Source organism: Streptomyces sp. NPDC104307 (assembly GCF_055584045.1).
The window spans coordinates 61,504-84,281 of record NZ_JBVJMU010000017.1 but is presented as its reverse complement, the minus strand read 5'-3'; the positions used below and the strand labels follow the sequence as shown (position 1 = coordinate 84,281).

Genomic DNA, 22,778 nt, shown 5'->3' with positions numbered 1-22,778 from the left:
CATGCCAACTTACGCACGAGTAGCGTTTCCTGGGAAGTTACGCGTCGGTAAAAACTGACCGGCGGTAACCGCGACTTCCGGACAGCCCTCGGCAGCGGCGCACCGCCGCTCAGCCGCTCATCGCATCCCCGCGGTGCTGGCGGGCCGTACCGCGCCCGGCCCGAAGCGGGCGCGGGCGCGGTCGGCCGCGGCCTCGATACGGCGCGACCGGTCGTCGTCGGGACCGAAGGTCAACTGCCGGGAGGCGGACGCCGCGTCGCCGAGTTCACCCGCGCGCAGGGCGAGCGAGCGGACCCGGGCCCGCTGGAGCCCGAGGGACCCGTGCAGCGCGTGGGCGACGGCGCGGAGCCGGGGGTTGTGCGCGGTGGCCTCGGACAGGGTGCGGCTGCGGGTGATCGACGAGTGCCCCGCACGGTCGGCGTACTGGACGGTCAGGGTCAGCGCCCGGCAGGTCTGCCGCTCGTCGCGGAGTCGGGCGCCGAGCTGTTCGGTCAGATGGGTCAGGGCGGCCCGCTGGCGGGCGGCGTCGGACTCGTCGCGGCCGAAGCGGTGTTCGGCGTCGACCGTGCGGGGCGGGGCGCCGGGAGCGACGCGGCTGGGGTCGATGCCGGCCGCGCGTTCGCGCAGCTCACGCCCGGAGGCCGCGCCGAGGATGCGCTGGAGGGTGAGCAGCGGGGTGGCGGCGATCCGGTCGGCGGTGCGCAGGCCGTACGAGGCCAGGGTGCGGGCGGTGGCCGGGCCGACGCCGGGCAGCGCGGTGACGGGGAGACCGGTGAGGAACCGGGTGACGGCCTCGGGGTCGTCCGGGATCGTACGGATGGCGCCGGGCTCCCCCCGGTGGGCGGCGAGCCGGGCGAGGAGCGGGTTGGGGCCGATGCCGACCGTCACGTCGAGGCCGTGGAGCGCGGCCGCGCGCATCCGGATCAGGGCCGCCAGCCCGGCGGCGTCGCGGTCGAAGTAGCGGGTGCTGCCGGACACGTCGGCCAGGGCCGCGTCCGGCGGCAGGGCCTGGGCGACGGGGGTGAACTCACCGACCATGTCCAGGAGCCGGCGGTACGCGGGGTCCGGCTGCGGGGCGCCGAAGTGGAGGTAGAGAATCATCCCGGTCACCCCGCGCTTCCTGGGCTCGCGTGGTGGAAGGACCGTCCGTCGAGTACGTCGAGGGCGGGCAAACCGGCGGAAGCGGGGGTGCCGGGCGGCTGGAGGTCGGCCCAAGGGTGCAGGGCGTAGCCGTTCGGCTGGGTGAGGGTGCGGCGCGGCCCGGCGCTGCGCGGGGTGGGCTCGGGGCGGGTGAGGCGGTCCGCGACGGCGGCAGGGCCGCCCTCGCGGTACAGGTCGATCAGCTCGGCCAGGTTCCAGGCGGCCGTGCCGGTGATACTGAAGGCGCGCGGCGGACGGCGGGCGAGGGTGCCGCGTACCAGCAGCAGACCGCTGTGGAACACCGTATGGGCGCAACGCCCGTGGCTGTCCTCGAAGAACGCCAGGTCGGACAGGCCGGTGGGGTCGTCCAGGGTGGCGAAGATGACGCGCTTGCCGGAGCGGATCGGCGGGGTCTGGGTGGCGACCTTGACACCGGCGACGAGCACGGTGGTGCCGTGCCGGAGACCCGGCAGATCGGCGGCCGGGGTCGCGCCGATGTCGGCGAGCAGGGAGCGGTGCTCGTCGAGGAGGTGGTGGGAGATGTCCATGCCGAGCACGTCGAGTTCGGCGGCGAGCTGTTCGGACGCGTTCATGGCGGGCAGGCCCGTGGCGCCGACGGCGTCGGCGGCGGTGACCGCTCCACCGCCGTCCGGCCCGGCGCAGGTGTTCCCCGCGTCCGTCGAGCCGTTCGCCCCCTCCGCACCCTCCGCACTCCCCGCGCTCTCCACGTCCGCCATGGGGAGCTGACCGGCGGCGGACCCACCCGTACCGCGCCGCGAGCGGTGCAGTTCGGCGAGGGTCAGCAGCAGCTCGCGGCGGGGCCCGAACGCGCTCAACGCGCCTACCTGGGCCAGCCGTTCGGCCAGTGGGCGGCTGGGCCGGGCACGCTCCCAGAAGTCCTCGACCGAGGTGTACGGCTGCCCGGCCGCGATGCGCCCGCTCTCGGCCTCCGTGATGCCGCGCACCTGCGAGAGGCCGATCCGCACTCCCCACTTACCAGACACCAGTTCGATTATGTGTGCGGCCTGGGACCGGTTGACGTCGGGCAGCAGCAGCGGCACCCCGTGACGCCGGGCGTCGGCGGCCAGGACCCGCTTGTGGTACATCCCCGGGTCGTGCGTGAGCAGCCCCGCGAGCAGGGCCGCCATCCGGTGGGCCTTGAGCCAGCTCGACTGGTAGGCGGGCTGCGCGAAGGCCGCCGCGTGCGCCTTGGCGAAGCCGAAGCTGCCGAAGTTCTCCAGGGTCTTCCACACGTCCCGTACGACCTGGACCGAGTAGCCACGCCCTCGGGCCCGGTCGGCGAACCAGGCCCGGACCCGGCCCGCCCGCTCGGGGACGGACAGGGCGCGGCGGGCCTCGTCCGCCATGCCCCGGTCGCAGCCGGTCAGCGTCACCATGATCGCGATCACCTGCTCGTGGTAGACCACCTGCCCCTCGGTCTCGGCCAGGATCGCCTCCAGGTCGCGGTGCGCGTAACGGGTCACGTTCCGGCCCTCGCGGGCGCTGATCAGCGGCTCCACCATGTTCGCCGCGACCGGTCCGGGCCGGAACAGGCTGATGTCGAGCGCCAGGTCCCCGAACGACCTCGGCCGCAGGTTCCGTACCAGCTCCCGCTGGCCCGGACTCTCCAGCTGGAAGGTGCCCAGGGTGTCCCCGGAGGAGATCAGGTCGTACGTGGCGGCGTCGTCCGGCGGCACCTGGGCGGGATCGTCCAGGTCGACGGGTTCACCGGTGACGCGTTCGATCTCGGCGGCCGCGTGCGCGAGCGCCGACTGCATCCGTACGCCGATGACGTCGATCTTCGGGTGTCCGGTGTCCTCGATGTCCTCCTTGTCGAACTGGGACATGGCGATGTTCTCGACGGTGGTCGGCGCCAGCGGGGTGCGCCGTACCAGCGCCGCGTCGGAGACGAGCAGACCGCACGGGTGCATCGCCGCCTCGAACGGCAGCTCGTCGAGCGCCTCCACCAGCTCCCAGAGCCGGCCGTGGTCCTCCGCGGCGACCTCGCGCAGCTCCGGCAGCTCGGCGAGCGCGGCCCGCACGTCCTTGGCCCGGATGTGCGGGAACGCCTTGCCCAGCCGGGCCGCCCGGTCCGGGGCCATGCCGCGGGCGCGGGCCACGACCTCGATCGCCCCGCGCGCCCGGTACGTCTTGTAGACGGCGAGCGTCGCCACCCGGTCGCCCCCGAACCGCTCCCGTACCGCCTGGTAGACCTCCAGGCGGCGGGCGGACTCGACGTCCAGGTCGATATCGGGCAGGGCCGAGCGATGCTCGGACAGGAAGCGCTCCATCACCAGGCCGTGCGCCACCGGGTCGACCGGGCTGATCCCCAGCAGATGTGTGACCAGCGAGCCCACGCCGGAGCCGCGCGCGGCCACCCGGACGCCGAGCCGCCGGGCCTGCGCCGCGACCTCCGCGACGGTCAGGAAGTACCCGGCGAAGCCGTGCCCGGCGATGATCCGCAACTCGTTCTCCAGCCGGTCCCAGCGCTTCCCCTCCCGGTGGTAGGCCCGGCTCAGCATGCCCGCCGCGCACCGGTCCGCGAGCACCCGGTCCGCCGACTCGGCGCTCGCGCCCACGAGTTCGGGCTCCGGAAGGTTCAGCCGGCCGAGCCCGAACGCCTCACCCGGATCGACCACGCACGCCTCGGCCGTCTCCTCCGTCGCCGCGAGCAGCCGCCGCGCGTCCCCGCCCCGGCCGCCCACGGCCTCCGCGATCCGCCCGGCGATCCGCTCCATCTCCCCGGCGTCCTTCAGCCACCGCTCTCCGCTGTCGAGCCGGGACGCGTCACGGGCGTCGATCGGCACCAGCAGGCGGGCGGAGTCCAGGATGTCCGCGACCTCGCCCCGGCCCGGATCGGCGTAGCGCACGGCGTTGCTCAGCACGGGGACCACCTGCTGCTCGGCGGCGAACCCAGCCATGCGCGAGGCCAGCCGCAGCGATCCCGGCCCGGTGCCGGGCCGCCCGTGCCAGGACGCCTCGATGCGCAACGACCCGCCGAACCGTTCGCGCCAGGGGCCGAGCAGTACGGCAGCCCGGTCCGGCCGCCCCGCCGCCAGCGCCTGCCCCACCTCGGAGTCCGCCCCGAGGAGGACGAACAGCTCGTCGTCCGGGCAGGACAGGTCCTCCCAGGTGACGCCCCCGTCCGACGCGACCGACACCAGACGGCACAGCTCGGCCCAGCCGCGTGCGGTCCGGGCCAGGAACACCGCGCGCTGCGGTGCCTCCGTGACGAACGCGCCGCCCCTGGAGGGGGTGGTCCGCTGCCTCCGCGCCGACGCCGGTCCGGCCGACGGTACGCCGGGCACCGCCAGGTCGACGCCGAACAGCGGCCGGACCCCGGCCCCCGCACACGCCTTGGCGAAGCGCACCGCGCCCGCCAGGGAGTCCCGGTCGGTCAGTGCCAGGGCATCGAGACCACGCTCGGCAGCCCGCTCGGCCAGTGCCTGCGGGTGACTGGCTCCGTACCGCAGCGAGTAACCGCTCGCCGCACGGAGGTGCGTAAACGACATACACACCTCCTGCTGCTCATGGCCCCCCTTTCCGCTGTCCGTGTCATCCCGATTCACCCCGATCGAGAGAAGTACCCTAACTCAATGTTCGCACATTCATTCGATTCAACGATTCGATGAGGGCGGAACTCCCGAGACCGGGAGGTGAGCCGCCCTACAGCCACCCCGCAGCCGTCGCTCAGCCGCCGCTCAGCCATTCGGCCCGGCCCCGACTGCGTGGACAACGGGCACGCAGGACGGTGGGGGCATGACTTTCGCTGATGAGGTGAAGAACGCCGTCACTCCGCGGGCCGCGCTGCTCGTCATCGGCGTACTGGCGTTGCAGCTGCTGTTCATCGCGTCCTATGTCGGAGCGCTGCACAAGCCGAAGCCGACGGACGTCCCCTTCGGGGTCGTCGCACCCCAGCAGATCTCCGCCCGGCTCCTCACCGAGCTGAAGGACCTCCCCGGCGGCCCGCTGGATCCCCGTACGGTCAGCGACGCGGCCGCCGCCCGCCGGCAGATCCTCGACCGCGACATCGACGGCGCCCTGATCGTCAGCCCCCGGGGCACCACCGACACCGTGCTGGTCGCCTCCGGCGGGGGCACCGTACTGGCCAACTCGCTGACGGCGATCATCACGAAGGTCGACCTCACCCAGCGTCGCACGGTCCGCTCCGTGGACGTGGCCCCGGCCTCTCGCGACGACTTCGACGGGCTCTCGTCCTTCTACCTGGTGGTGGGCTGGTGCGTCGGCGGGTACCTGTGCGCGTCGATCCTGGCGATCAGCGCCGGGACCCGCCCCGCCAACCGTCAGCGCGCGGTGATCAGGACCGGGGTCATGGCGCTGTACTCGATCGCGGGCGGAATCGGCGGCGCGATCATCATCGGCCCGATCCTGGGAGCCCTGCCCGGATCCTTCTGGGGGCTGTCCGGACTGGGCGCGCTGACCGTCTTCTCGGTCGGCATGATCACGCTCGCCCTGGAGGCGCTCACCGGCATCGTCGGCATCGGCCTGGCCGTCCTGCTCGTGGTGATCGCGGGCAACCCGAGCGCGGGCGGCGCCTTCCCGCTGCCGATGCTCCCGGACTTCTGGCGGTCGATCGGCCCCGCGCTGCCGCCGGGGGCCGGCACCTGGGTGGCCCGCTCGATCGCGTACTTCCGGGGCAACGCGGTGACCGGACCGCTGCTGGTGCTGTCCGCGTGGGCGGTGGTCGGCACGGTCATCACTCTGCTGATGGCGATGCGGAAGAAGCCGGAGGAGGCGGACGACAACCGGCTCACGGGAACGGGAACGGGGACAGGAGCGGGGACGGGGCCGGGGCCGGAAACGGGGACAGCGAGCGGCGGATCAAGCCTCGCCTAGACGTCCCGGTCGGGTGATCAACGAGGGGACGTGTCTCGTCTCCATGCCCCCGTCGGGGCGTCGGCCCACGCGGCGCCTTCCGCGAACCGTGCCGTGCACAGCACCCTCACCGGCCGGCCCGCTGCTCCCGGGTCCGCCTCAGGAGGTGACGAGCCGGGGCTCGGCCGGGTGGTGCCGGCTGATGTTCTTCTCCAGCAGTTCGGTGGCGGCCCGCACACCCACCGATGAGCCCGGCGAGAACTCCGGGAGCCGCCCGTCGGCCTCCCTCAACTCACTGAGCGCGGTGTCGATGGCGGTGTGCGCGGCGAACAGACACGGCGTGCTGTAGATGGCCACCTGGCATTCCAGGTCGGTGAGTTCGGAGAGCGAGAGCCTCGGCGACTTGCCGCCCGCGATCTGGTTGAAGAGCAGCGGCTTGTCGTTGATGACCTTCCGGATCCGGCGGATCCACTCGACGTCCCGCACCCCGTCGACCAGCACCACATCGGCGTCGGTCTCCGCGAGCGCCTGGGCCCGGCGCAGGATGTCCTCCTCCTCCGTGGCGTCCGTGCGGGCCACGACCACGAGGTCCCCCCGGTTCTCCAGGACGAGGTTCAGTTTCTCCAGGTACTCCTCCAGGGGCAGCACCGTCTTGCCGTCCGCGTGGCCGCATCGGCGCGGGCGCTTCTGGTCCTCAAGAATCACTCCGGACGCCCCGCTCCGCTCCAGTTGCCGCACCACGTGGCACGCCACTTCCGGGTCGACGTACCCGTCGTCGATATCGACCAGCAGGTGGTGCGACGGGAAGGCGTGCCGGAGCCGTTCGACGAATGCGACCATGTCCGGCCACGCGATGAAGCCGATGTCCGGCAGCCCGTAGTAGGAGGCGGCGAAGCCGAACCCGGACACGAAGAAGCCGTCGTAGTGGCGGGCGGCCACCGATGCCGAGTACATGTCGTAGATGCCGACGAGCGGAGTGGTCCCGGGCGTGTGGATCTGCTGGCGCAGCGCGCTTCCGTAGCGCATGTCTCTCTCCTTGCGTGCGGCCGTGAGCCTTTGCGCGTACCTGCATAGATGTACCGGGCTTTACCGGCTCTTTCCTTCCGACACGCTGCCCTGCACCCGAGCCCTGAAGGGCCACCCGATCGGGAGGCGGCGACGGGATCATCCGGCGGCCGGGCAGCCAATAGCCCACGCCACAACAGCCGTTAAACACTGAACGAAGCGACTGCGACCCGGACGGCCGGGATCTCCGTCAGCCGCCCGTCAGTGCCGGCTGATTCCATTCGGATGTTCTTGGATGTTCTTCAGCCCCTGACACGCACACCAGCCCGTGGTGTCCAGTTGACACAACAGCTAGAAATGACAGGTCCATGACGAGCATCCTGAAGCGATCTCGTGGGACCCACGAAATGCATGACCACAGCAACTCTCCCAAAACGCCCGGAGGTTATTCATGCTTCGCCGCTTCGCCGCCACAATGCTCGCCACGGCCGCCCTGTCGCTCCCCATCGCCCTGCTGCCCGCCACATCCGCTTCGGCCGCCCCTTCTGACAAGCCCCAGGTCCTCAGTTCCTGGACCCAGACGAGCGCCTCCAGCTACAACTCCTGGAACGCCGCCCGCAACAACCAGGGCACATGGGCCGCCTACGGCTTCGACTGGTCGACGGACTACTGCAGCTCCTCGCCCGACAACCCGTTCGGTTTCCCCTTCCAGACGGCCTGCGCCCGCCACGACTTCGGCTACCGCAACTACAAGGCCGCCGGCACGTTCTCCGCCAACAAGGCCCGCATCGACTCCGCCCTCTACGAGGACCTGAAGCGCGTATGCGCCGCCTACTCCGGCGCGAAGCTGACCTCGTGCAACGCCACGGCCTGGACGTACTACCACGCGGTGGACATCCTCGGCATCGCACCGGCGAAGGCGGGCGCCGGCGGACTGCCTCAGGCCGCCTGACCGGCACCACCACTCGGAGGCCCGGTCCACATCACGGCCCGGGTCTCCGAGGCTTCCCGTGGCGCAGGTGTCGCGAAATGGCCCCCGGCGCCAAAGCGCACCGGGAGCCATTCGTCACCGCACGGAGACGGTCGAGACGGTCAGCCGATCTCCGCCCCGGTGGCCGCCAGCGCCTCCGGCACCGGCTGGAAGAACGTCTCACCGCCCGAGGAGCAGTCGCCGCTGCCGCCCGAGGTCAGGCCGATCGCCGTGTCGCCGGCGAAGAGCGAGCCGCCACTGTCGCCGGGCTCGGCGCAGACCGTCGTCTGGATCAGCCCGTTGACGATGTCACCGTTGCCGTAGTTGACCGTGGCGTCCAGCCCCGTCACCTCGCCGTCGTGCACCTGGGTGGTGGAACCGCTGCGCGACACCGTCATCCCGACGGTCGCCTCGCCCGCCTTGGTGATCGGCTGGGTGGAGCCGTTGTAGAGGTCGACCTCGCTCGGGTGCGCGGTGTCCGAGGTGTACTTCACCAGGCCGAAGTCGTTGTCCGGGAACTCCGACGCCGCGTTGGTGCCGATCTCCCCGCCGCCCTGTGAGTCCGACCAGCTGGAGATGGCCTCGGTGCAGTGCCCGGCGGTCAGGAAGTACGGCTCGCCGTCCTTGACCACGTTGAAGCCGAGCGAGCAGCGGGCGCCGTCGCCCCAGATCGCGTCGCCGCCCGCGATGAGGGGCTTGAACTCCCCGGCGGACTTCTTGAGCTGGGCCTTGCCGCCCAGCGACTCGACCACCGAGCTGAGCTTCTGCAGGGCCGCGCCCTTGACCGTACGGTCGGCCGTGACGACGACCTTGTTGCTGACCGGGTCGACGGCCCATGAGGTGCCGGGGATCGTCGCCTTGCCGGTCAGGGTCTGCCGGGCCGACTTCAGCTCCGCGAGCGAGTTCGGTACGACTCTGGCCCGGCCGCCCGCCTGCTCGACCTGGTCCGCGGCCGCCTGGTCGACCACGTTCATCACGAGGTTCTTCGACTTGGCGTCGTAGTACGAGCCGGCCGCGTCGGCGCCCAGATCCTTGCCCAGACCGGTCGCCAGCTTGCCTGCCGCGTCGGCCGTCAGCGTCCGCGCGGTGACCTCGGGGGTTCCTTCACTGGCATTCGCGCTCTGGAACGTCGCTCCCGCTGCGACCAGGGCGACCACCGCCGAACCCGCCAGCACTGCCCGCTTCCTGGATATGCGTCGATGCTTCAACTTCGACCTCCTGTGGGGGCCGCGCACGGGTGATGTGGGGTCGCCCGTACACGGAGGATGAGGCGCCCACTATTCCGACGGAGCGGATAGCACACAAGGCCGACCTCAGGACGCACACACGACACCACCGATTCGGTCGTGACACGTTCACTTGCCGGCGGCCGGACCTCGGCGCGGGTGACTGAGCAGTGAGGCCGGCACCGGGCAACAGGCCCTGTACCGGCCTCACTTACTTCACCGGAATCAGTACTTGGTGTACTTCATCCAGTCGTAGCGGGCGGTCAGCGGAGTGCCGGGGTAGCTGAACGGACCGAGCCAGCCGTCGACTCCGGTGCCGGGCCACAGATTGGCCATGATGCGCATCGGATGGGTGGGGAGCGCGCCGCGCGAGCCGTCCTCCTGATGGACGAGCTTGCCGTCCACGAACCAGTTGACGGTGCCCTGGTTCCACCACTCGATGGCGTAGTCGTGATACCCGGCGGAGGCGTCGAATCCGAGGTCGATGAGCGTCTCGTGGCCGCCGACACCGTTGGTGAAGTAGTTCGTCTGCATCTGGTTGGTGTTCTTGCCGAGGATCTCGACGTCGATCTCGTCCCAGGGCTGACCGTCGCTCGGTCCGGTGTAGGTGAAGAACCCGGTCACCGTGCCTTCACGCTTGACAGCCTGGAGCCGGGCCTCGAAGCGGCCGTACGAGTAAAGGTCGTTGGTGCGGTACTCGCCGGAGGCGTACGGCTTGCCCGAGCAGCCGGTGGGGCAGGAGGCGGTGTCGAGGTTCTGGCCCATGACGCCGCCGTTGAACCAGACGTGGTCGCCACGCCAGCCGGTGTTGAACATGCCTCCGTTGGACCAGCCGTCGGATGTGCTCCAGCGGCCGGTGTCGTAGGAGTCGAAGTTGTCGGTGAAGCTGCCGCCGACGGCATACGCGGGGCTGGTCATCGGATTGAGGATCAGCGCGAGGGCGGCGAGCGGGGCGAGCAGCCAACGGTGTCTGAGGAACCGGCGTGATGTCGTAGGGGATTGCATGTCGGCCTCCTTGGGGGGCGAATGCGGCAGGCGGCGTCCGGGCGCACCATCCATCGAGGCGTACGGGGGCGTCGGCCTATCCGGCGGTCGGCCGACGCGTCCTGGCCTTGTCGGGCATGGCTCGGAGCAGGTGCCGTGGAACCCATGTGCGGGACAGGTTCGGCGTCCGCTGACGGCAGGGCGCAGCTGACACCCGGGCAGGACCTCGGCAGGTGCGTTCGGCGCATGGGTGGCGCGCCATGAGCGAACAGTGGGAACGCTCCCATATGGGAACGCTTCCAAAAAGTAGCAGCACATCAACCGGCCGACAAGAGACCGGGTGCACTTGGTGAAGCACGGAGGAAACCTTCCGTTCACGCCGAGACCCCCGTCACCGAAGCGCGCACACGCCGTTCAGCGCCCCAACTCCCAAGTTCCGGCACGTTGAAGAGGTGAAGGCAACGGGCGGCAGGACGGCTATTGACATGCCGGCGATACGGGCCTCAGCATGTGCCCACGGAAGCGCCGGACTCCACACAAGGCTGGAAGCGCTCCCAATAATGAGCTGCAAGCAGAGCGTGCTCCGCCCCATCCGTACCGGCGCCCGCCTCGCGGCCCCATGTCGTCGGCGGGGTGCACCGCTCGGGCTCCGCACACCCCGTTCGCCACGAGCGCACCCTCTGTCCGAACCCGGCGAACCGGCCCACCCTCCCCGTACGAAGGAGACTTCACCTCATGAGCAGAGTGCGACGGTTGCTCGTCCCCGTGGCCTGCGCGGCGCTCGCCGCCGGCGCCCTTGGCGGCGGCGAGGCCACTGCGGCGCCCCGCACTCCGGCGGCGGACCATACGCTGCCGAGGAACACCCGCTTCTACGTCGACCCCGAGGCCGGCGCCGCGGGACAGGCGGTCGCTGACCTCAAGGCGGGCAACGTCGAAGACGCCCTGCGGATGGCCAAGCTGGCCTCCTGGCCGCAGGCGATCTGGCTCGACTACGGCACCCCCGCCGAGATCAGGAAGGTCGTCCGGAAGAAGATGCGGGCGGCCGCGATCACCGGCACCGTCCCGGTCTTCGTCCTTTACAACGTCACCGGCCGCGACTGCAGTTTCTACTCGGCCGGCGGCGCGGACAGCCCGGAGGAGTACCGCGCCTGGGTCCAGGCGGTGGCCGACGGTGTCGGCACCGGCCGCGCCGTGGTCGTCGTCGAGCCCGACGGGCTGGCCCTGCTCCCCAAGGACTGCCCCGAGGGCGACGCCGACGGCACCCGCACCGAGGAGCGGTATGCCAACATCCGGGCCGCGGTGGACATCATCGGGTCCAGGCCCAGGACGTCGGTGTACCTCGACGGCGGCAGCAGCAACTGGCAGCCGGTCGGTGAACTGGCCGGACGGCTCATCAAGGCCGATCTGGCCAAGACCCAGGGCTTCGCCCTGAACGTCTCCAACTACCAGCCCACCGACCAGCTCAACCGGTACGCCACCTGGGTCTCCAAGTGCGTCTGGTACGCCACCGAGGGCCCGGCGGAGGCGCGGGGCAAGACGGACACCTGCGCCAGTCAGTACTACTCGCCGGCCGCCCCCAACGACGGGCAGCCCGGCAACGCGGTGGACTTCTTCGACACGGCCACCTGGAAGTGGACCGACGCCTGGTTCGACCGGACCGTGGGCCGGCCCCCGGTCAAGGACCTCTCGCACTACGTCCTGGACAACAGCCGCAACGGCCTCGGCGCCTGGATACCCCCGGCGGGCAAGTACACCGATGCCGAACCTTGGTGCAACGCCCCCGGGCGAGGAATCGGTGTGCGGCCCACCGCCGACACCGGCAAGCCGCTGGCCGACGCGTACCTGTACGTGAAGACCATCGGTGAATCGGACGGCACCTGCCACCGGGGCACGGCGGGCCCCGTCGACCCCGAGTACGGGGTCGAGGACCCGGCTGCCGGCGCCTGGTGGCCGGCGTTCGCGCACACCCTGGCCAAGAACGCGAAGCCCGCGCTCACCTTCAACACCGGCCGTTAGCAGCAGGACACGCGCTGCCGCCCGGCGCCGGACGGCAGCGCGCCCTGCCGTCGGTTCAGGCCGACCCGCGGCGTATCAGGGTGGCGGGAGTGATCTCCTCACAAGAGCCCACCGAGCAGGTCGCCCTGCGCCGGCTCCCTCAGGAACTGGCACGCTTCACCAGATGGGTGGGCAGGATCAGCGGGCTGGAGGAGCGGCCCGCGATGAGCCCGACGAGCATCCGGGCCATCTCACGGCCCAGATCCCGGATGGGCTGGTGGATCGTGGTGAGTGCGGGATCGGCGATCTGCGCGACGGCCAGGTCGTCGAACCCCACCACGGCCACGTCCTCAGGTACCGAACGGCCGGCTGCGCGCAGCGCGCGCAAGGCGCCCGCCGCCATGTTGTCGTTGGCCGCGAACACCCCGTCCAGATCCGGATACGCCTTCAGGAGCCGGGCCATGGCGGCGGCTCCATCGGCTTCGGTGAAGTCTCCTTCCGCGGGCGGGAGCGGCGTCAGACCGGCGAGCAGCATGGCTTCCCGGTAGCCGCGGTGCCGTGAGTCGCCCACCTCGGTGTCCAGCGGGCCGCAGATCGTGACGATCCGGTTCCGCCCCCGCGCGAGCAGGTGATCGGTCGCGTCCCGCGCACCTCCGACGTTGTCGATGTCCACGTACCAGCGCGGTTCGAAGTCGACGGGGCGCCCGCCGAAGACGACCGGCAGCTGGCTCTCCTTGGCGATCCGGGCCAAGGGGTCGTCCTCGTGCAGGGCCATCAGCATCACCCCGTCGACGACCCGCGAGCGCACGAGCTGTTCCACCCGGTCCCGGCCGCGCGCGGTAGCGGCCACGCACAGCATCATGTGCAGGTCGGCATCCTCCAGGGCGCTGGCCACTCCGGCGATGACCTGTGCGAAGAACGGGTCCGTCAACACCTCCGGGTCGTCGCGCGAGATGACCAGCGCGGCCGCGCCCGCCTGACGCGTGGCCAGGGCGCGCGCCTTCGGGTTGGGGACGTAGCCGAGCTTCCTGATCGCCCGCTCGACGGCCTCACGCTTGGCCCGGCTGACATGGGGAGCATTGTTGATCACCCGGGAAGCCACCGACCGTGACACACCGGCCATGGCGGCCACCTCGTCGAGCGTGGCGTGCCGGCGCGGCAGTTCCTCAGTCATGGACGTGGGCCTTCCCTCGGTGCAGATATGGAAGCCCTTCCATTGTGACCTGTGGACGCGCGAACAGGGACGGAGGGTGGTCAAGCCCGCGGAATCAGCCCGTTCCGCCGCCGTTCTGCGGCTCCGTACTGGAAGGCCTCCCAACTCGGCGGCCGGGCGGATCGGGGCCCGGTGGCCAGAGCGGCCGCAGGGTTTCCGCAGCACGCCTCTGCCCTTGGCCGGTTCTCCCCCCCTGAGGGTCGGGTTCCCGGCGCGTGCCCGGGACTTCGCAACCGCCCGCCGCTCCGGAGCCTCCCGGATTCTCCCCACGCGCCATCCCGGTAACAGCTCTGATGGGTCATCATCGGATGGTGCGGGGAAAGCCGGACACGCCGTGTCCGCAGGAATCGCAAGGAGGCGCGGAGTGCGCAGTCGCGTGCGCGCAACCGACGGACGGCAACTGGTGGTGGAGCGTCTGGGGGATCCCCGCGGCAGACCGGTCTTTCTGCTGCACGGGATGCCCGGCAGCAGGCTCGGTCCGGCTCCGCGCGGCATGGTGCTGTACCAGCGCAAGACCCAGCTGATCACCTACGACCGGCCGGGATACGGCGATTCCGACCGGCAGCCGGGCCGCTGCGTCGCCGACGCGGTGGAGGATGTCCGGGCCATCGCGGACCACATCGGGCTCGACCGGTTCGCGGTCGTCGGCCGGTCCGGCGGGGCCTCGCACGCCCTGGCCTGCGCCGCGCTGATGCCCGAGCGGGTCACGCGTACCGCGGCCCTGGTGGGGCTGGCCCCCTGGGACGCCGCCGGCCTCGACTGGTTCGAGGGGATGGCCGCCTCCAACGTGGCGGCGTACACCACGGCGGCCGACGATCCGGACGGGCTCGCGGAGTCCTTCATCTCGCGGTCCGCGGTGATCAGACGCGACCCGGTCCGGCTCATCGACGATCTGCGCCAGGAGCTGACCGACTCCGACCGGATGGTGGTCAACGACGTCGGTGTCCGCACCATGCTGCTGCGCAACTACCGTGAGGGGCTGCGCACTTCGGCGTACGGCTGGATCGACGACGCGCTCGCGTTCAGCCGTCCCTGGGGGTTCGATCCGGCCGGCATCACCGGTCCGGTCCTGCTGTGGCACGGCGAGAAGGACGTCTTCTCACCGGTCGGGCACACCCGCTGGCTGGCGAGCCGCATCCCGGGCGCCACCGTCGTGGTGGAACCGGCAGCCGCGCACTTCGACGCGCTGCACGCGCTCCCCCGGATCCTCACCTGGCTGCTGGACACGGCCGAGCGCTGAGCCGAGCGGCGGGGCGGGAGCGTCCGGCGACGGCCGGACGCTCCCGCTCCGTCATTCCGCGGGCTTTCTCATACCGCGAGCGGTTCCAGTTCGCGCTGGAAGCGGCGCTCGTCCCGGGCGATCCGGGTGAGCGGATGTTCGTCGCCGAGCTGCCGGGACAGCTCCTCGACCGTCTCCGCCCTGACCTGGAGCGCTTCCTCATGGCGCCCCATGGCGTCCAGCGTCACCGCCATGTTCGACTTCATGCCCAGCGTCTCCGGGTGATGCGCCCCCAGAGCCAGCCGGAACTGCCCGGCCAGCCGCCGCTCGGTCGTCAGCACCAGGTCCAGATCGCCCCGTTCCGCAGTGGTGTTGGCCAGGTTCATCACGCTGAACAGCGTGTTGGGGTGCTCCGGCCCGTACACCTCGCGCATCGAGGCGACCACCCGGGTCAGCACCTGCTCCGACTCCTCCGCGGCGCCGGCGCCCAGCAGGTAGACGCCCAGGTTGTTCAGGGCGGCCAGGGTGTACGGGTGCTTCTCGCCCGGCACCTTCATGTACTGGTCGACGACCTCCCGGGCGGTGACCCTGGCCTCGTCCGCCTCGCCGGCCGCGTACAGGTCGGCGGCCATATTGAGGTCGCAGGCCAGCCACTCCGGGTTGGCGGAGGTGTACTTGGCCCGGTACCGGGCCCTGGTCGCCACCGTGAGCCGGCGGGCGTCGTCCAGCCGCCCGGCCCGCCGCAGCGACACGGCCAGCGCCTTCGCCGCGCTGAGGGTGCCGGGGAAGGACCGGCCGAGCGTGGCCTTGTAGCTGTCGTACGTACGGCTCAGCAGGCCCACCGAGTCCTCGTACCGGCCCACGTCACGCAGGTCGCGGGCCAGGCTCATGGCGGAGGAGAGGCTGTACGGGTGCTCCTCGCCGAGCACCTCGCGGCGCCGGTCGAAGACGTCCTGGTCGATCTCGCGGGCCTTGGCGTACTGGCCGATGGACCGCAGGGTGAACGCCAGGTTGTTGGCCGCGGCCAGGGCCCTGGGGTGGGAGTCGTGGAAGATCTGGTTGAACCCCTCGGTCGCCTCGGTCGCCAACTCGATCGCCCGGGTGTACTCCCCGAGCGTCCCGAGGTCGGTCGCCAGGCTGCTGGTGCTCATGTAGGTGTGCGGATGCTCCGGGCCCAGCACCTCCCGCTGGGTCGCCAGGGTGATCTCGTCGAGCTCCCTGGCCTCCACGTAGCGGCCGCGCGAGCGGTAGATGTTGGACAGGTGGAAGCAGAGGTACAGGTACTGGATGTCCCGCTCCCCCAGCGTCTCGCGCCAGATGTCGCGCAGCTCCTCGCAGAGCGTGGTGGCCGTCCTGAAATCACCGCGCTTCCAGAGGTAGCGGACCCGGTCGATCAGCAGCCTGCGGGCCTCCGGCTCCTGGCAGTTGCGCGCGTCGGACGGGCCGAGGTGCGGCCATATCGTCGAGAACTGAGGCCAGTTCGCCGGGTTGTCGATCGGCTCGTCGTCATCGGGCCGGGCGCCCGCCAGGATGCGGTGGACGGCGTGCCGGGCGTCCCGCTGCTCCTCCTCGGTGAGCTGCGCCCGGATGACGGCCTGGACGAGCCGGTGCACCTGGATGGAGTTGGAGACCTGGTCGACCTTGGCGAGGGCGAACCGGCCGATCTCCCGGATGACCCGGCCCAGCACCAGCTTCTCCTGGAGCGAGGCGTCGTACGGCTTCAGCGCCTCGATCATCTCCTTGCTGTACAACAGGTTCCCCGAGATCGGCTCCGGGGCGAAGAAGGCGCAGAGCTGGAGGAGGCGCACCGCGGCGGGTGAGCGCTCCTTGAGCCGCTGGATGGAGATGTTCCAGGTCGCGGCGACCGGCTCGGGGTATCCGGCCGGCTGGTTGAGCGCCAGGACCTCCGGGGCCTGCTGGGCGAGCTGTTCCAGATAGGTGTTGATGGGGGTGGCGGTCTCCGCGATCCACGCCGCGGCCTGTTCGACGGCCAGCGGCAGATCGCCCACGGCGGTGGCCACCTGGGCGGCGTCCTCGTCGCTCAGTCCCGGTGCCCGGCGCTGGAGGTGTTCGATGGACTCCTCGCGCAGGAAGACGTCGACGGGCAGTGCGTCGCCGTGCTGGGACCAGGCCTGGTTGCGGGAGGTGACCAGGATGTGCCCGGAGCCGCCCTGCGGGAAGTAGCGCCGCAGCCGCTCGGGGTCGTCGGCGTTGTCGAAGACCAGCAGCCAGCGGTCGGAGGGCACCCCGCGCCGCAGCAGGTCGACCGCTTCCTGGGAGGCGGCCGCCATGTCGTCGCCGCCCTGGGCACCGAGCCGGACGGCGAGTTCGGCCAGACCGGCGACCACGTCGTCGGTCTGCTCCGACGATATCCACCAGACCAGGTCGTAGTCGGCCATGAACCGGTGGACGTACTCCAGGGCGACCTGGGTCTTGCCGACGCCGCCGAGACCGTACAGGGTCTGCGGCTGCGGCAGCACGACGGCCATCCCGCCGCCGAGCTGGTCGCGCATCCGCTCAAGGACCAGCGAGCGGCCGGTGAAGCCGGGGTTGCGCGGCGGTGCGTTCCAGATCCGCGGGACGGTGCCGGGGAAGCGCGGTCCGGGCGAGACCCCGTCGGTGATCTGCACGGGCCGGTCCAGGGCCCGTAACAGGGCCGCGGTGGCGTGCACCTCGTCGAGCCGGAAGAGGTCGACGGGGTTGCGGTCGATGTAGGGCGCGGACAGCCGTACGTCACCGACCCTGAGCGGCAGCAGATGGCGCCGCCCGCCGCCCGGGTCCTCCGCGACCGCCCGGTCCCAGATGCCCACCGCGCGGCTCGACTTGAGGTAGGCGCTGGAGAGCAGCACCACGGTGCGGGCCGCGGTCTCGGCGGTGACGGCCGCCGGTTCGTCCGGTCCCCGCTCGGCGGACACGTCGCGCGGCACGACCCGGAAGCCGGCCCGGGTGAGCGCGGACTCGATCCAGTCGGCCCACATCCGGTTCTCCGCCACGTAGCAGAGGAAGAGGTCGGCGGGCAGGGCCGGACGGCGCCGGGTGAAGGCGTCGCGGATGCGCAGCCGTACCTCCTCGCCGACCGGGGGCATCGCGGTGACCTGCTGGTCCGTGATGACCGAGGTGAGCCGTTCGAAGGCGGAGAGCAGGGAGTTGCTGAGCCCCGCCTCGTCCCCGAAGGTCGCCAGCGTCTCCTCGTACGCGTAGTAGGGGCGGTACGGAATCTCCACCGCGCCCCAGTAGGCGGTGAGTTCGTCGCCGGAGAGATCGCGCGGCAGCCGGTCGAACTTCAGCCGGGCCAGGGCCCGTCCGGCGTCCGCCTTCTCCTTCTCGCCCTCGTCGATGCGCATCGGGACGGGGAAGATGGAGATGGGGCGGCCTGTGTACCGCTCGGAGATCTGCCGGGCGACGGAGGCCGCGCCGTCGATGGACTGGTCGCTGAGGGTGAAGCAGTCGACGAGCGCGTCGGGCAGGTGGACGGTGCAGATGTCCGCGATGTCGCTGAGCCCGGTGCGGCTGTCGATGAGGACGTAGTCGTAGTTGGCCTTCATGTCGTCGCGCAGGGCGTCGAAGAAGTGTCCGCCGCCGAGGCGGTCGTAGAAGTTGTCCCAGTCGAAGGTGGAGACGGTCGCGGAGTACTCGCGGTTCTGCCGTCCGGCGGAGACGAAGTCGAGCGTTCCGCCCTGCGGGAACTCCCAGCCGAGCGCCTCCGGAGTGAGCGAGACCGCGTGCGGCTGGATCCGGGCGTAGTCCCGGTGCCAGTCGTCGGCGCGGGGCACCGGGCTGGTGGCGGCCCAGGCGTACTCGGTGATCAGGTCGATCACGCCGGTCGTGGCACCGAGGGTCGAGGGGTCGAGGAACGGGTGGAAGAACCGGTGGAGGCCAGGCGCCTCCAGGTCCCAGTCGACGGCCAGTACCCGTTTGCCGTTGGCGGCGAGGATCCAGGCGGTGTTGGCCAGGGCCATGGTGCGCCCGGTGCCGCCCTTGTACGAGTAGAAGGTGACGATGCGCCCGTCACGACTGGCCGTCATCCGTGTCCTCCGCGTCCGTCGCAGCGTCATGTGTCTCGGGGATGTACTGGGTCTGCGCCATGGGTCCCATCAGCCGGGTCCGTTCGCCGTGCCCTCCGCCGCCGGTGGCGGGCAGGTAGACGGCCGCGTGTCTCAGGTACTGCTGGGCGGCCACCTCGACGACCTGCGGCAGGATCTGGCCGAAGGCCTCCATGCTCGGTACGCCCTTGGCCGCGGCGCGGCAGTAGGCCCGGCCCTGGCGCATCTTGGTCGGCATGGTCCGCTCCAGCTTGGCGGTCAGTTCGGCCTCCGCGGCCCTGCTCTGGTGGTCGTCGCGGTTCCACGGGACGACCATCGTCACCCAGGGGCGGTTCTCCGCGTCGAAGGCGGCGAGCCGTCGGCACCGGTCCTCGTCCTGGAGCGCCCAGCGGTCGACGAGCAGGATCTCGGGTGTGGTGGGGGGCTGTTTGCCGCCGGAGTGGCCGGGTTCCTCGTCGAAGGACGTGATGGTGGCCTGGTAGTTGAGGGAGCGCACCAGGTCCTCCGCCACATAGGCCAGCGGGCGGGCGGCGTCCGGGTGGTAGGGGTTCCAGTCCTGCGGGTTGTCGCCGTAGTAGTCGGCGTCGCGCCCCTCGGGCAGGTCGTGGCGGGTGGCGGCGGCGATGGTGACCCGCATCGGGCGGGGGCCGCCCGCTCCGCCGCCCGGCGCGCCGAAGGCGCTGGGGGCCAGCCGGTAGTCGACGGGCCGGCCGGTGCCGATCCGTACCGTGTCGGCGACGCTGACGATGCGCTTGGCGAGCTCGTACACCGCGCGCTCGTACTCCTCGGCGAAGAGCCTGAGCTTGATCAGCCCGTACAGACCGTCGCTGACGTAACGGTCTCCGAAATCACGGTGGTTGAACTGTAATCGCTCGGCCGGCCCGGGGAGCTGGCTGGGCGGTACCGGGACCCAGAGCGCCGGGACGATCGCCTCCGCCGGCTGGTTGGAGCGGGCCCGGTAGTGGATGGCGCGCTGGGCGAAGGCGTACCACTCCTTGCCGCACATCTCGCTGGCGAAGTAGCGCGGAGAGAACAGCGGGACGAACACCCGGCAGCTGGCGAGCACCTCACCGAGCCGTTCCGACCAGCCCTCGCCGGAACGTATCTCACGGTCGATGAACCCGGCCGGCGCGCCGGCCGGCAGATCGGTCATGGCCATCACATGGCCGCAGAGATCCTGGAAAAGCCGTTCGACCCACATATCGGGGTCCGTTCCACCGCCGTACCCCGGTGTGTGGGCGTAGCTCAAGAAGAAGTACGGCCGATGGTCCGCCGCTCGCTGCTGCGTCGTCGCGTGCACACGACCCCCGTCCTGTGTGAGCACCCGCACCCGAGGAGTGAAGAGAATGCGAGCGAATTCATCATTCCGGAGCGGACCTTGCTCCACCCCCATGGCGTTCGGTCATTCAACGCCACTTTCCAGTCATGTATGCCCAAGTCCTATCGATCACACTCTTGATCGAATTCGGTCTGCGGCCGTTCCTCCCAGTTGTCCGGACTCCGCGCATGGTTCCCCTCGAACCGGAATCCGGGATTCAGAATTCTTTTCGCATCAGAGCGAGCAGTCGTTTCCCGCCGATGGTGAGTTCGGCCGCTCCCTCCAGCGTGTCGAGTGCCTGCGGTACGCCGTTCCGGTACCTGGGGTCGAATGCCGCGAGCGCCAGCCGTTCGTACGTACCGGCCAGCAGCCGGGAAAACGGAACCAATTCTTCCCGCCAGGGCATTCGATGTTCCCAGGAGCCGTCCGCCGCGTAAAGATCCGTGACGTCCACAAGTGCCCGGAATCCGGCCCGCCGTACTCCGCGCACCAGCGCGAGCGCGAGCGCCTCCACCCCGTCGTCCGCCCCGATGCCCAGCGCGCCGTACCCGTGCCGCCCGACGGACGGCTCGCCCGGCGCCTGGCCGGTCAGCGGCGTGAGCGTCAGCACGGCGGCGGCGGACCGCGCCCCGTACCCGGGGGCCCGCTCCTCGATCAGCGCCCAGGCCTCAGTGAGCGCGGCGGCCAGCCGGTCCGCCGCGGGGCCATCGAGCGTGGCGGCGGCGGGCGCCGCGAAGCAGTCCCGGTACGGGTCGAGGTCGTCGATCAGGAAGCCGGGTCCGCCTCCGGGCAGGGCGTACCCGCGCACCGGAAGCCAGCCGGGGACCGCCGGCGCGGGCCAGCCGATCCGCCGCTCCCCCGATCCGTCGCCGCGGGCGACCAGAAAGCCGTCCTCCACGGCGCGCACCCGGACCGTGCCGCGCTCCCCCGCGCCGCCGAGGGCCAGCCGGCCCAGGGTGGGCAGGACCAGCCCGCCGTCCCGGTAGGGCACCGGGACCCAGGTGTCGAGCCCCGCCCGCACGACGGCGGCCGCGAGGCGGGCCGGCAGTCCGTCCGCCGCGTCCCGGACCGCTCCCGGCCGCTCCTCGTGCAGGGCGTCCAGCGCGTCGAGCAGCCAGGTGCGGGTGTAGGGGTGGGCGAGCACGTGGTCCAGGCCGCCGGCGCCCCGCTCGGAGCCGTCCAGCGCGGCCGCCAGCTCCCAGGCCCCGGCCCACCGCTCGCCGCCCCGGCCGTCCAGGTCGCCGTGGAGCCGGGCCAACAGGGTGCGGGTCAGGTCCTCCTGGGCCGCGAGCAGTTCGGCGGGGTCCGCCACCGCGGGCGCCGCCGAGTCCGCCGGCGTGCGGGCCTCGATGCCGCGCACCAGGGCGGCGAGATCCCGGCAGTACACGGACGGGTTGTCGAACCCCTCCGCAGGCGCACCCCCGTCCGGCGTCCCCCCGCCCGGCCCGGCGGAGCTGTAGCGGTGGGTGTACAGGCCGCCACCGCACGAACGTACGACGGGGCAACGACGGCACGTCTCGCTGACGCCCTCCAGGCCCAGCTGCCTGGCCCGCACCCCGGGATGCGCCGCGACCTCGTCGAAGGCGTGCGTGAAGACGTCGAACCCGGTGGCCGCCGCACCTTCGTAGGCGCTCTTGAGCGAGTCGACCTGTTCCAGGCTTCCGTCGGTCTCGACGACGACGAGATCCGTGGGGGCCAGGCCCAGGGACTCGGTGAGGCTCGGCCCGCCGTTCAGCGTGGACAGGACGGAGGAGAAGATCCGCACCGGCACCGGCCGCCCGAGCTCCTGCCAGCGGTCGAAGACCGCGAGGAGCCAGTCCGCGTAGGCGGTGGGCGATCCGTCCGGACGCGGTGGCGGGTCGTCCCAGGTGGCGTGGGGAAGCAGGAAGTCGATGTGCGGCGGTTCCAGCTCGGTGAGGGCGTCGAGGACCGCGCGCGGGTCGTTCTCGATGTCGACGGTGCACAGGAGACCGAGGTTGAGATGGCGGTAGCGCTCCTCGCGGAGCAGCTCGACGGCCTTGAGCACCAGGGGGTGGCTGCTGCGTCCGTCGGCGAAGCGGCGGTGCCGGTCGTTGGCCGCGCGGTCACCGTCCAGGGAGATGCCGACCTTGACGCCGTACTCGCTGAAGAGGTCGAGATAGCGCGGGCTGAGCTGGAGGCCGTTGGTGTGGATCCGGAGATCGAGCGCGGCGATGCCGTCGAAGGCGGACGTCAGCTCTTCGCAGATGCGGCGCAGCCGTGCGGGGCCGGCGAGCAGAGGCTCCCCTCCGTGCAGGATTACTGACACGGAGGGCAGTGCGTGTGTCTTGGCATGCTCAGCCAGGCGCTGAGCAGTCCGGGAAATGACGTCATCAGAGATTGTCTTCGGGCGGGTTCGCCAGCTCTGATCGGCATGTTCGTAGACATAGCAATGGTCACAGGCGAGATCACACCTGCTGTGAACCTTGAGGACTACTTCACGGAAAGGGACCAGGGGTCCTGTCATTCCACCAGTCTAGCCAGCCCGGAAGGGTGATCCCGGCAGTCCGGCCGCGCCCGTGGAGTGTTCCGTTTCAGTGCGTCGGAGGGATTTCAGAGGGAGGAGTTGAAAGTGGCTGCCTGGACGGTGCGGCCGGCGGTCGCGACCTGCACCCGGCCGAGCTTCCTGGCAGCTTCGCCACCACGCGCGTCGATCGCGGTGAGCGGGACACGGCTCTTCTTCGCGACGGCGAAGGAGAGGGAGGATTCAGAGGTCTTCACGGCCGTCCTTGAGGGGATTCGTTCCAATGGAATGGTTCCGGACAGGAAACCAGCGTTGGTACCTGCACCATTGCAGTGTCCGGCGGCACG

General features: G+C 71.0%; 14 protein-coding genes. 4 read left to right on the top strand and 10 right to left on the bottom strand.

Features of this window, described 5'->3' with window-relative positions:
• Nucleotides 1–117: 117 nt before the first annotated feature.
• Nucleotides 118–1,101: a DNA polymerase Y family protein gene (locus tag ACZ601_RS31595; protein WP_469544577.1), complete on the bottom strand. Its 984-nt coding sequence runs from the start codon at nucleotides 1,099–1,101 to the stop codon at nucleotides 118–120.
• A gap of 5 nt (nucleotides 1,102–1,106) precedes the next feature.
• Complete coding sequence (gene dnaE, locus ACZ601_RS31590) at nucleotides 1,107–4,652, bottom strand: DNA polymerase III subunit alpha (protein WP_469544424.1); 3,546 nt, start codon at nucleotides 4,650–4,652, stop codon at nucleotides 1,107–1,109.
• Between the two features lie 247 nt (nucleotides 4,653–4,899).
• Here dnaE and ACZ601_RS31585 point away from each other — a divergent pair, with 247 nt between their 5' ends.
• Nucleotides 4,900–5,997, top strand: coding sequence for an ABC-2 transporter permease (locus ACZ601_RS31585; protein ID WP_469544422.1), 1,098 nt, complete (start codon nucleotides 4,900–4,902; stop codon nucleotides 5,995–5,997).
• A gap of 138 nt (nucleotides 5,998–6,135) precedes the next feature.
• Here the strand turns inward: ACZ601_RS31585 and ACZ601_RS31580 are convergent, their stop codons facing one another.
• Nucleotides 6,136–7,002 carry an isocitrate lyase/PEP mutase family protein gene (locus tag ACZ601_RS31580; RefSeq protein ID WP_469544420.1) on the bottom strand — a complete coding sequence of 289 codons (867 nt, stop codon included), beginning with the start codon at nucleotides 7,000–7,002 and terminating at the stop codon, nucleotides 6,136–6,138.
• A gap of 430 nt (nucleotides 7,003–7,432) precedes the next feature.
• On the opposite strand from ACZ601_RS31580, the gene ACZ601_RS31575 reads away from it, so the two are divergent.
• Nucleotides 7,433–7,933, top strand: a complete 501-nt coding sequence (locus ACZ601_RS31575; RefSeq protein WP_469544418.1) for a phospholipase — start codon at nucleotides 7,433–7,435, stop codon at nucleotides 7,931–7,933.
• A gap of 140 nt (nucleotides 7,934–8,073) precedes the next feature.
• Here ACZ601_RS31575 and ACZ601_RS31570 read toward each other — a convergent pair whose 3' ends face one another.
• Together ACZ601_RS31570 and bglS are read right to left on the bottom strand one after the other, a co-directional pair.
• Nucleotides 8,074–9,159 (bottom strand): S1 family peptidase, encoded by a 1,086-nt coding sequence (locus ACZ601_RS31570; protein WP_440578535.1) that lies wholly within the window; start codon nucleotides 9,157–9,159, stop codon nucleotides 8,074–8,076.
• A gap of 243 nt (nucleotides 9,160–9,402) precedes the next feature.
• Nucleotides 9,403–10,182: a beta-glucanase gene (bglS, locus tag ACZ601_RS31565; RefSeq protein ID WP_469544416.1), complete on the bottom strand. Its 780-nt coding sequence runs from the start codon at nucleotides 10,180–10,182 to the stop codon at nucleotides 9,403–9,405.
• 714 nt (nucleotides 10,183–10,896) lie between these two features.
• On the opposite strand from bglS, the gene ACZ601_RS31560 reads away from it, so the two are divergent.
• The gene (locus tag ACZ601_RS31560) at nucleotides 10,897–12,177 is read left to right on the top strand and encodes a glycoside hydrolase family 6 protein (RefSeq protein WP_440578533.1); all 1,281 of its coding nucleotides are present in this window, start codon (nucleotides 10,897–10,899) and stop codon (nucleotides 12,175–12,177) included.
• 139 nt (nucleotides 12,178–12,316) lie between these two features.
• Here ACZ601_RS31560 and ACZ601_RS31555 read toward each other — a convergent pair whose 3' ends face one another.
• The gene (locus tag ACZ601_RS31555; RefSeq protein ID WP_469544414.1) at nucleotides 12,317–13,330 is read right to left on the bottom strand and encodes a LacI family DNA-binding transcriptional regulator; all 1,014 of its coding nucleotides are present in this window, start codon (nucleotides 13,328–13,330) and stop codon (nucleotides 12,317–12,319) included.
• Between the two features lie 403 nt (nucleotides 13,331–13,733).
• Between ACZ601_RS31555 and ACZ601_RS31550 the strand changes: the two genes are divergently transcribed.
• On the top strand, nucleotides 13,734–14,609 hold the full coding sequence (locus ACZ601_RS31550) for an alpha/beta fold hydrolase (RefSeq protein ID WP_469544412.1): 876 nt from the start codon (nucleotides 13,734–13,736) through the stop codon (nucleotides 14,607–14,609).
• A gap of 68 nt (nucleotides 14,610–14,677) precedes the next feature.
• Here the strand turns inward: ACZ601_RS31550 and fxsT are convergent, their stop codons facing one another.
• The 4 genes from fxsT to fxsA all read right to left on the bottom strand — a co-directional run bounded on the left by fxsT (nucleotide 14,678) and on the right by fxsA (nucleotide 22,688).
• Complete coding sequence (gene fxsT / locus ACZ601_RS31545) at nucleotides 14,678–18,613, bottom strand: FxSxx-COOH system tetratricopeptide repeat protein (RefSeq protein ID WP_469544409.1); 3,936 nt, start codon at nucleotides 18,611–18,613, stop codon at nucleotides 14,678–14,680.
• A complete protein-coding gene (gene fsxC / locus ACZ601_RS31540) occupies nucleotides 18,597–19,955 on the bottom strand; it encodes an FxsC protein (RefSeq protein ID WP_469544576.1) in 1,359 nt (452 codons plus the stop codon). The genes fxsT and fsxC overlap by 17 nt, the downstream gene beginning before the upstream one ends.
• A gap of 211 nt (nucleotides 19,956–20,166) precedes the next feature.
• Complete coding sequence (fxsBH, locus tag ACZ601_RS31535; protein ID WP_469544407.1) at nucleotides 20,167–22,434, bottom strand: radical SAM/SPASM protein FxsBH, inactivated beta-hydroxylase extension form; 2,268 nt, start codon at nucleotides 22,432–22,434, stop codon at nucleotides 20,167–20,169.
• Nucleotides 22,435–22,520: 86 nt separating this feature from the next.
• Complete coding sequence (fxsA, locus tag ACZ601_RS31530; RefSeq protein WP_311306548.1) at nucleotides 22,521–22,688, bottom strand: FxSxx-COOH cyclophane-containing RiPP peptide; 168 nt, start codon at nucleotides 22,686–22,688, stop codon at nucleotides 22,521–22,523.
• Nucleotides 22,689–22,778 lie beyond the last annotated feature (90 nt).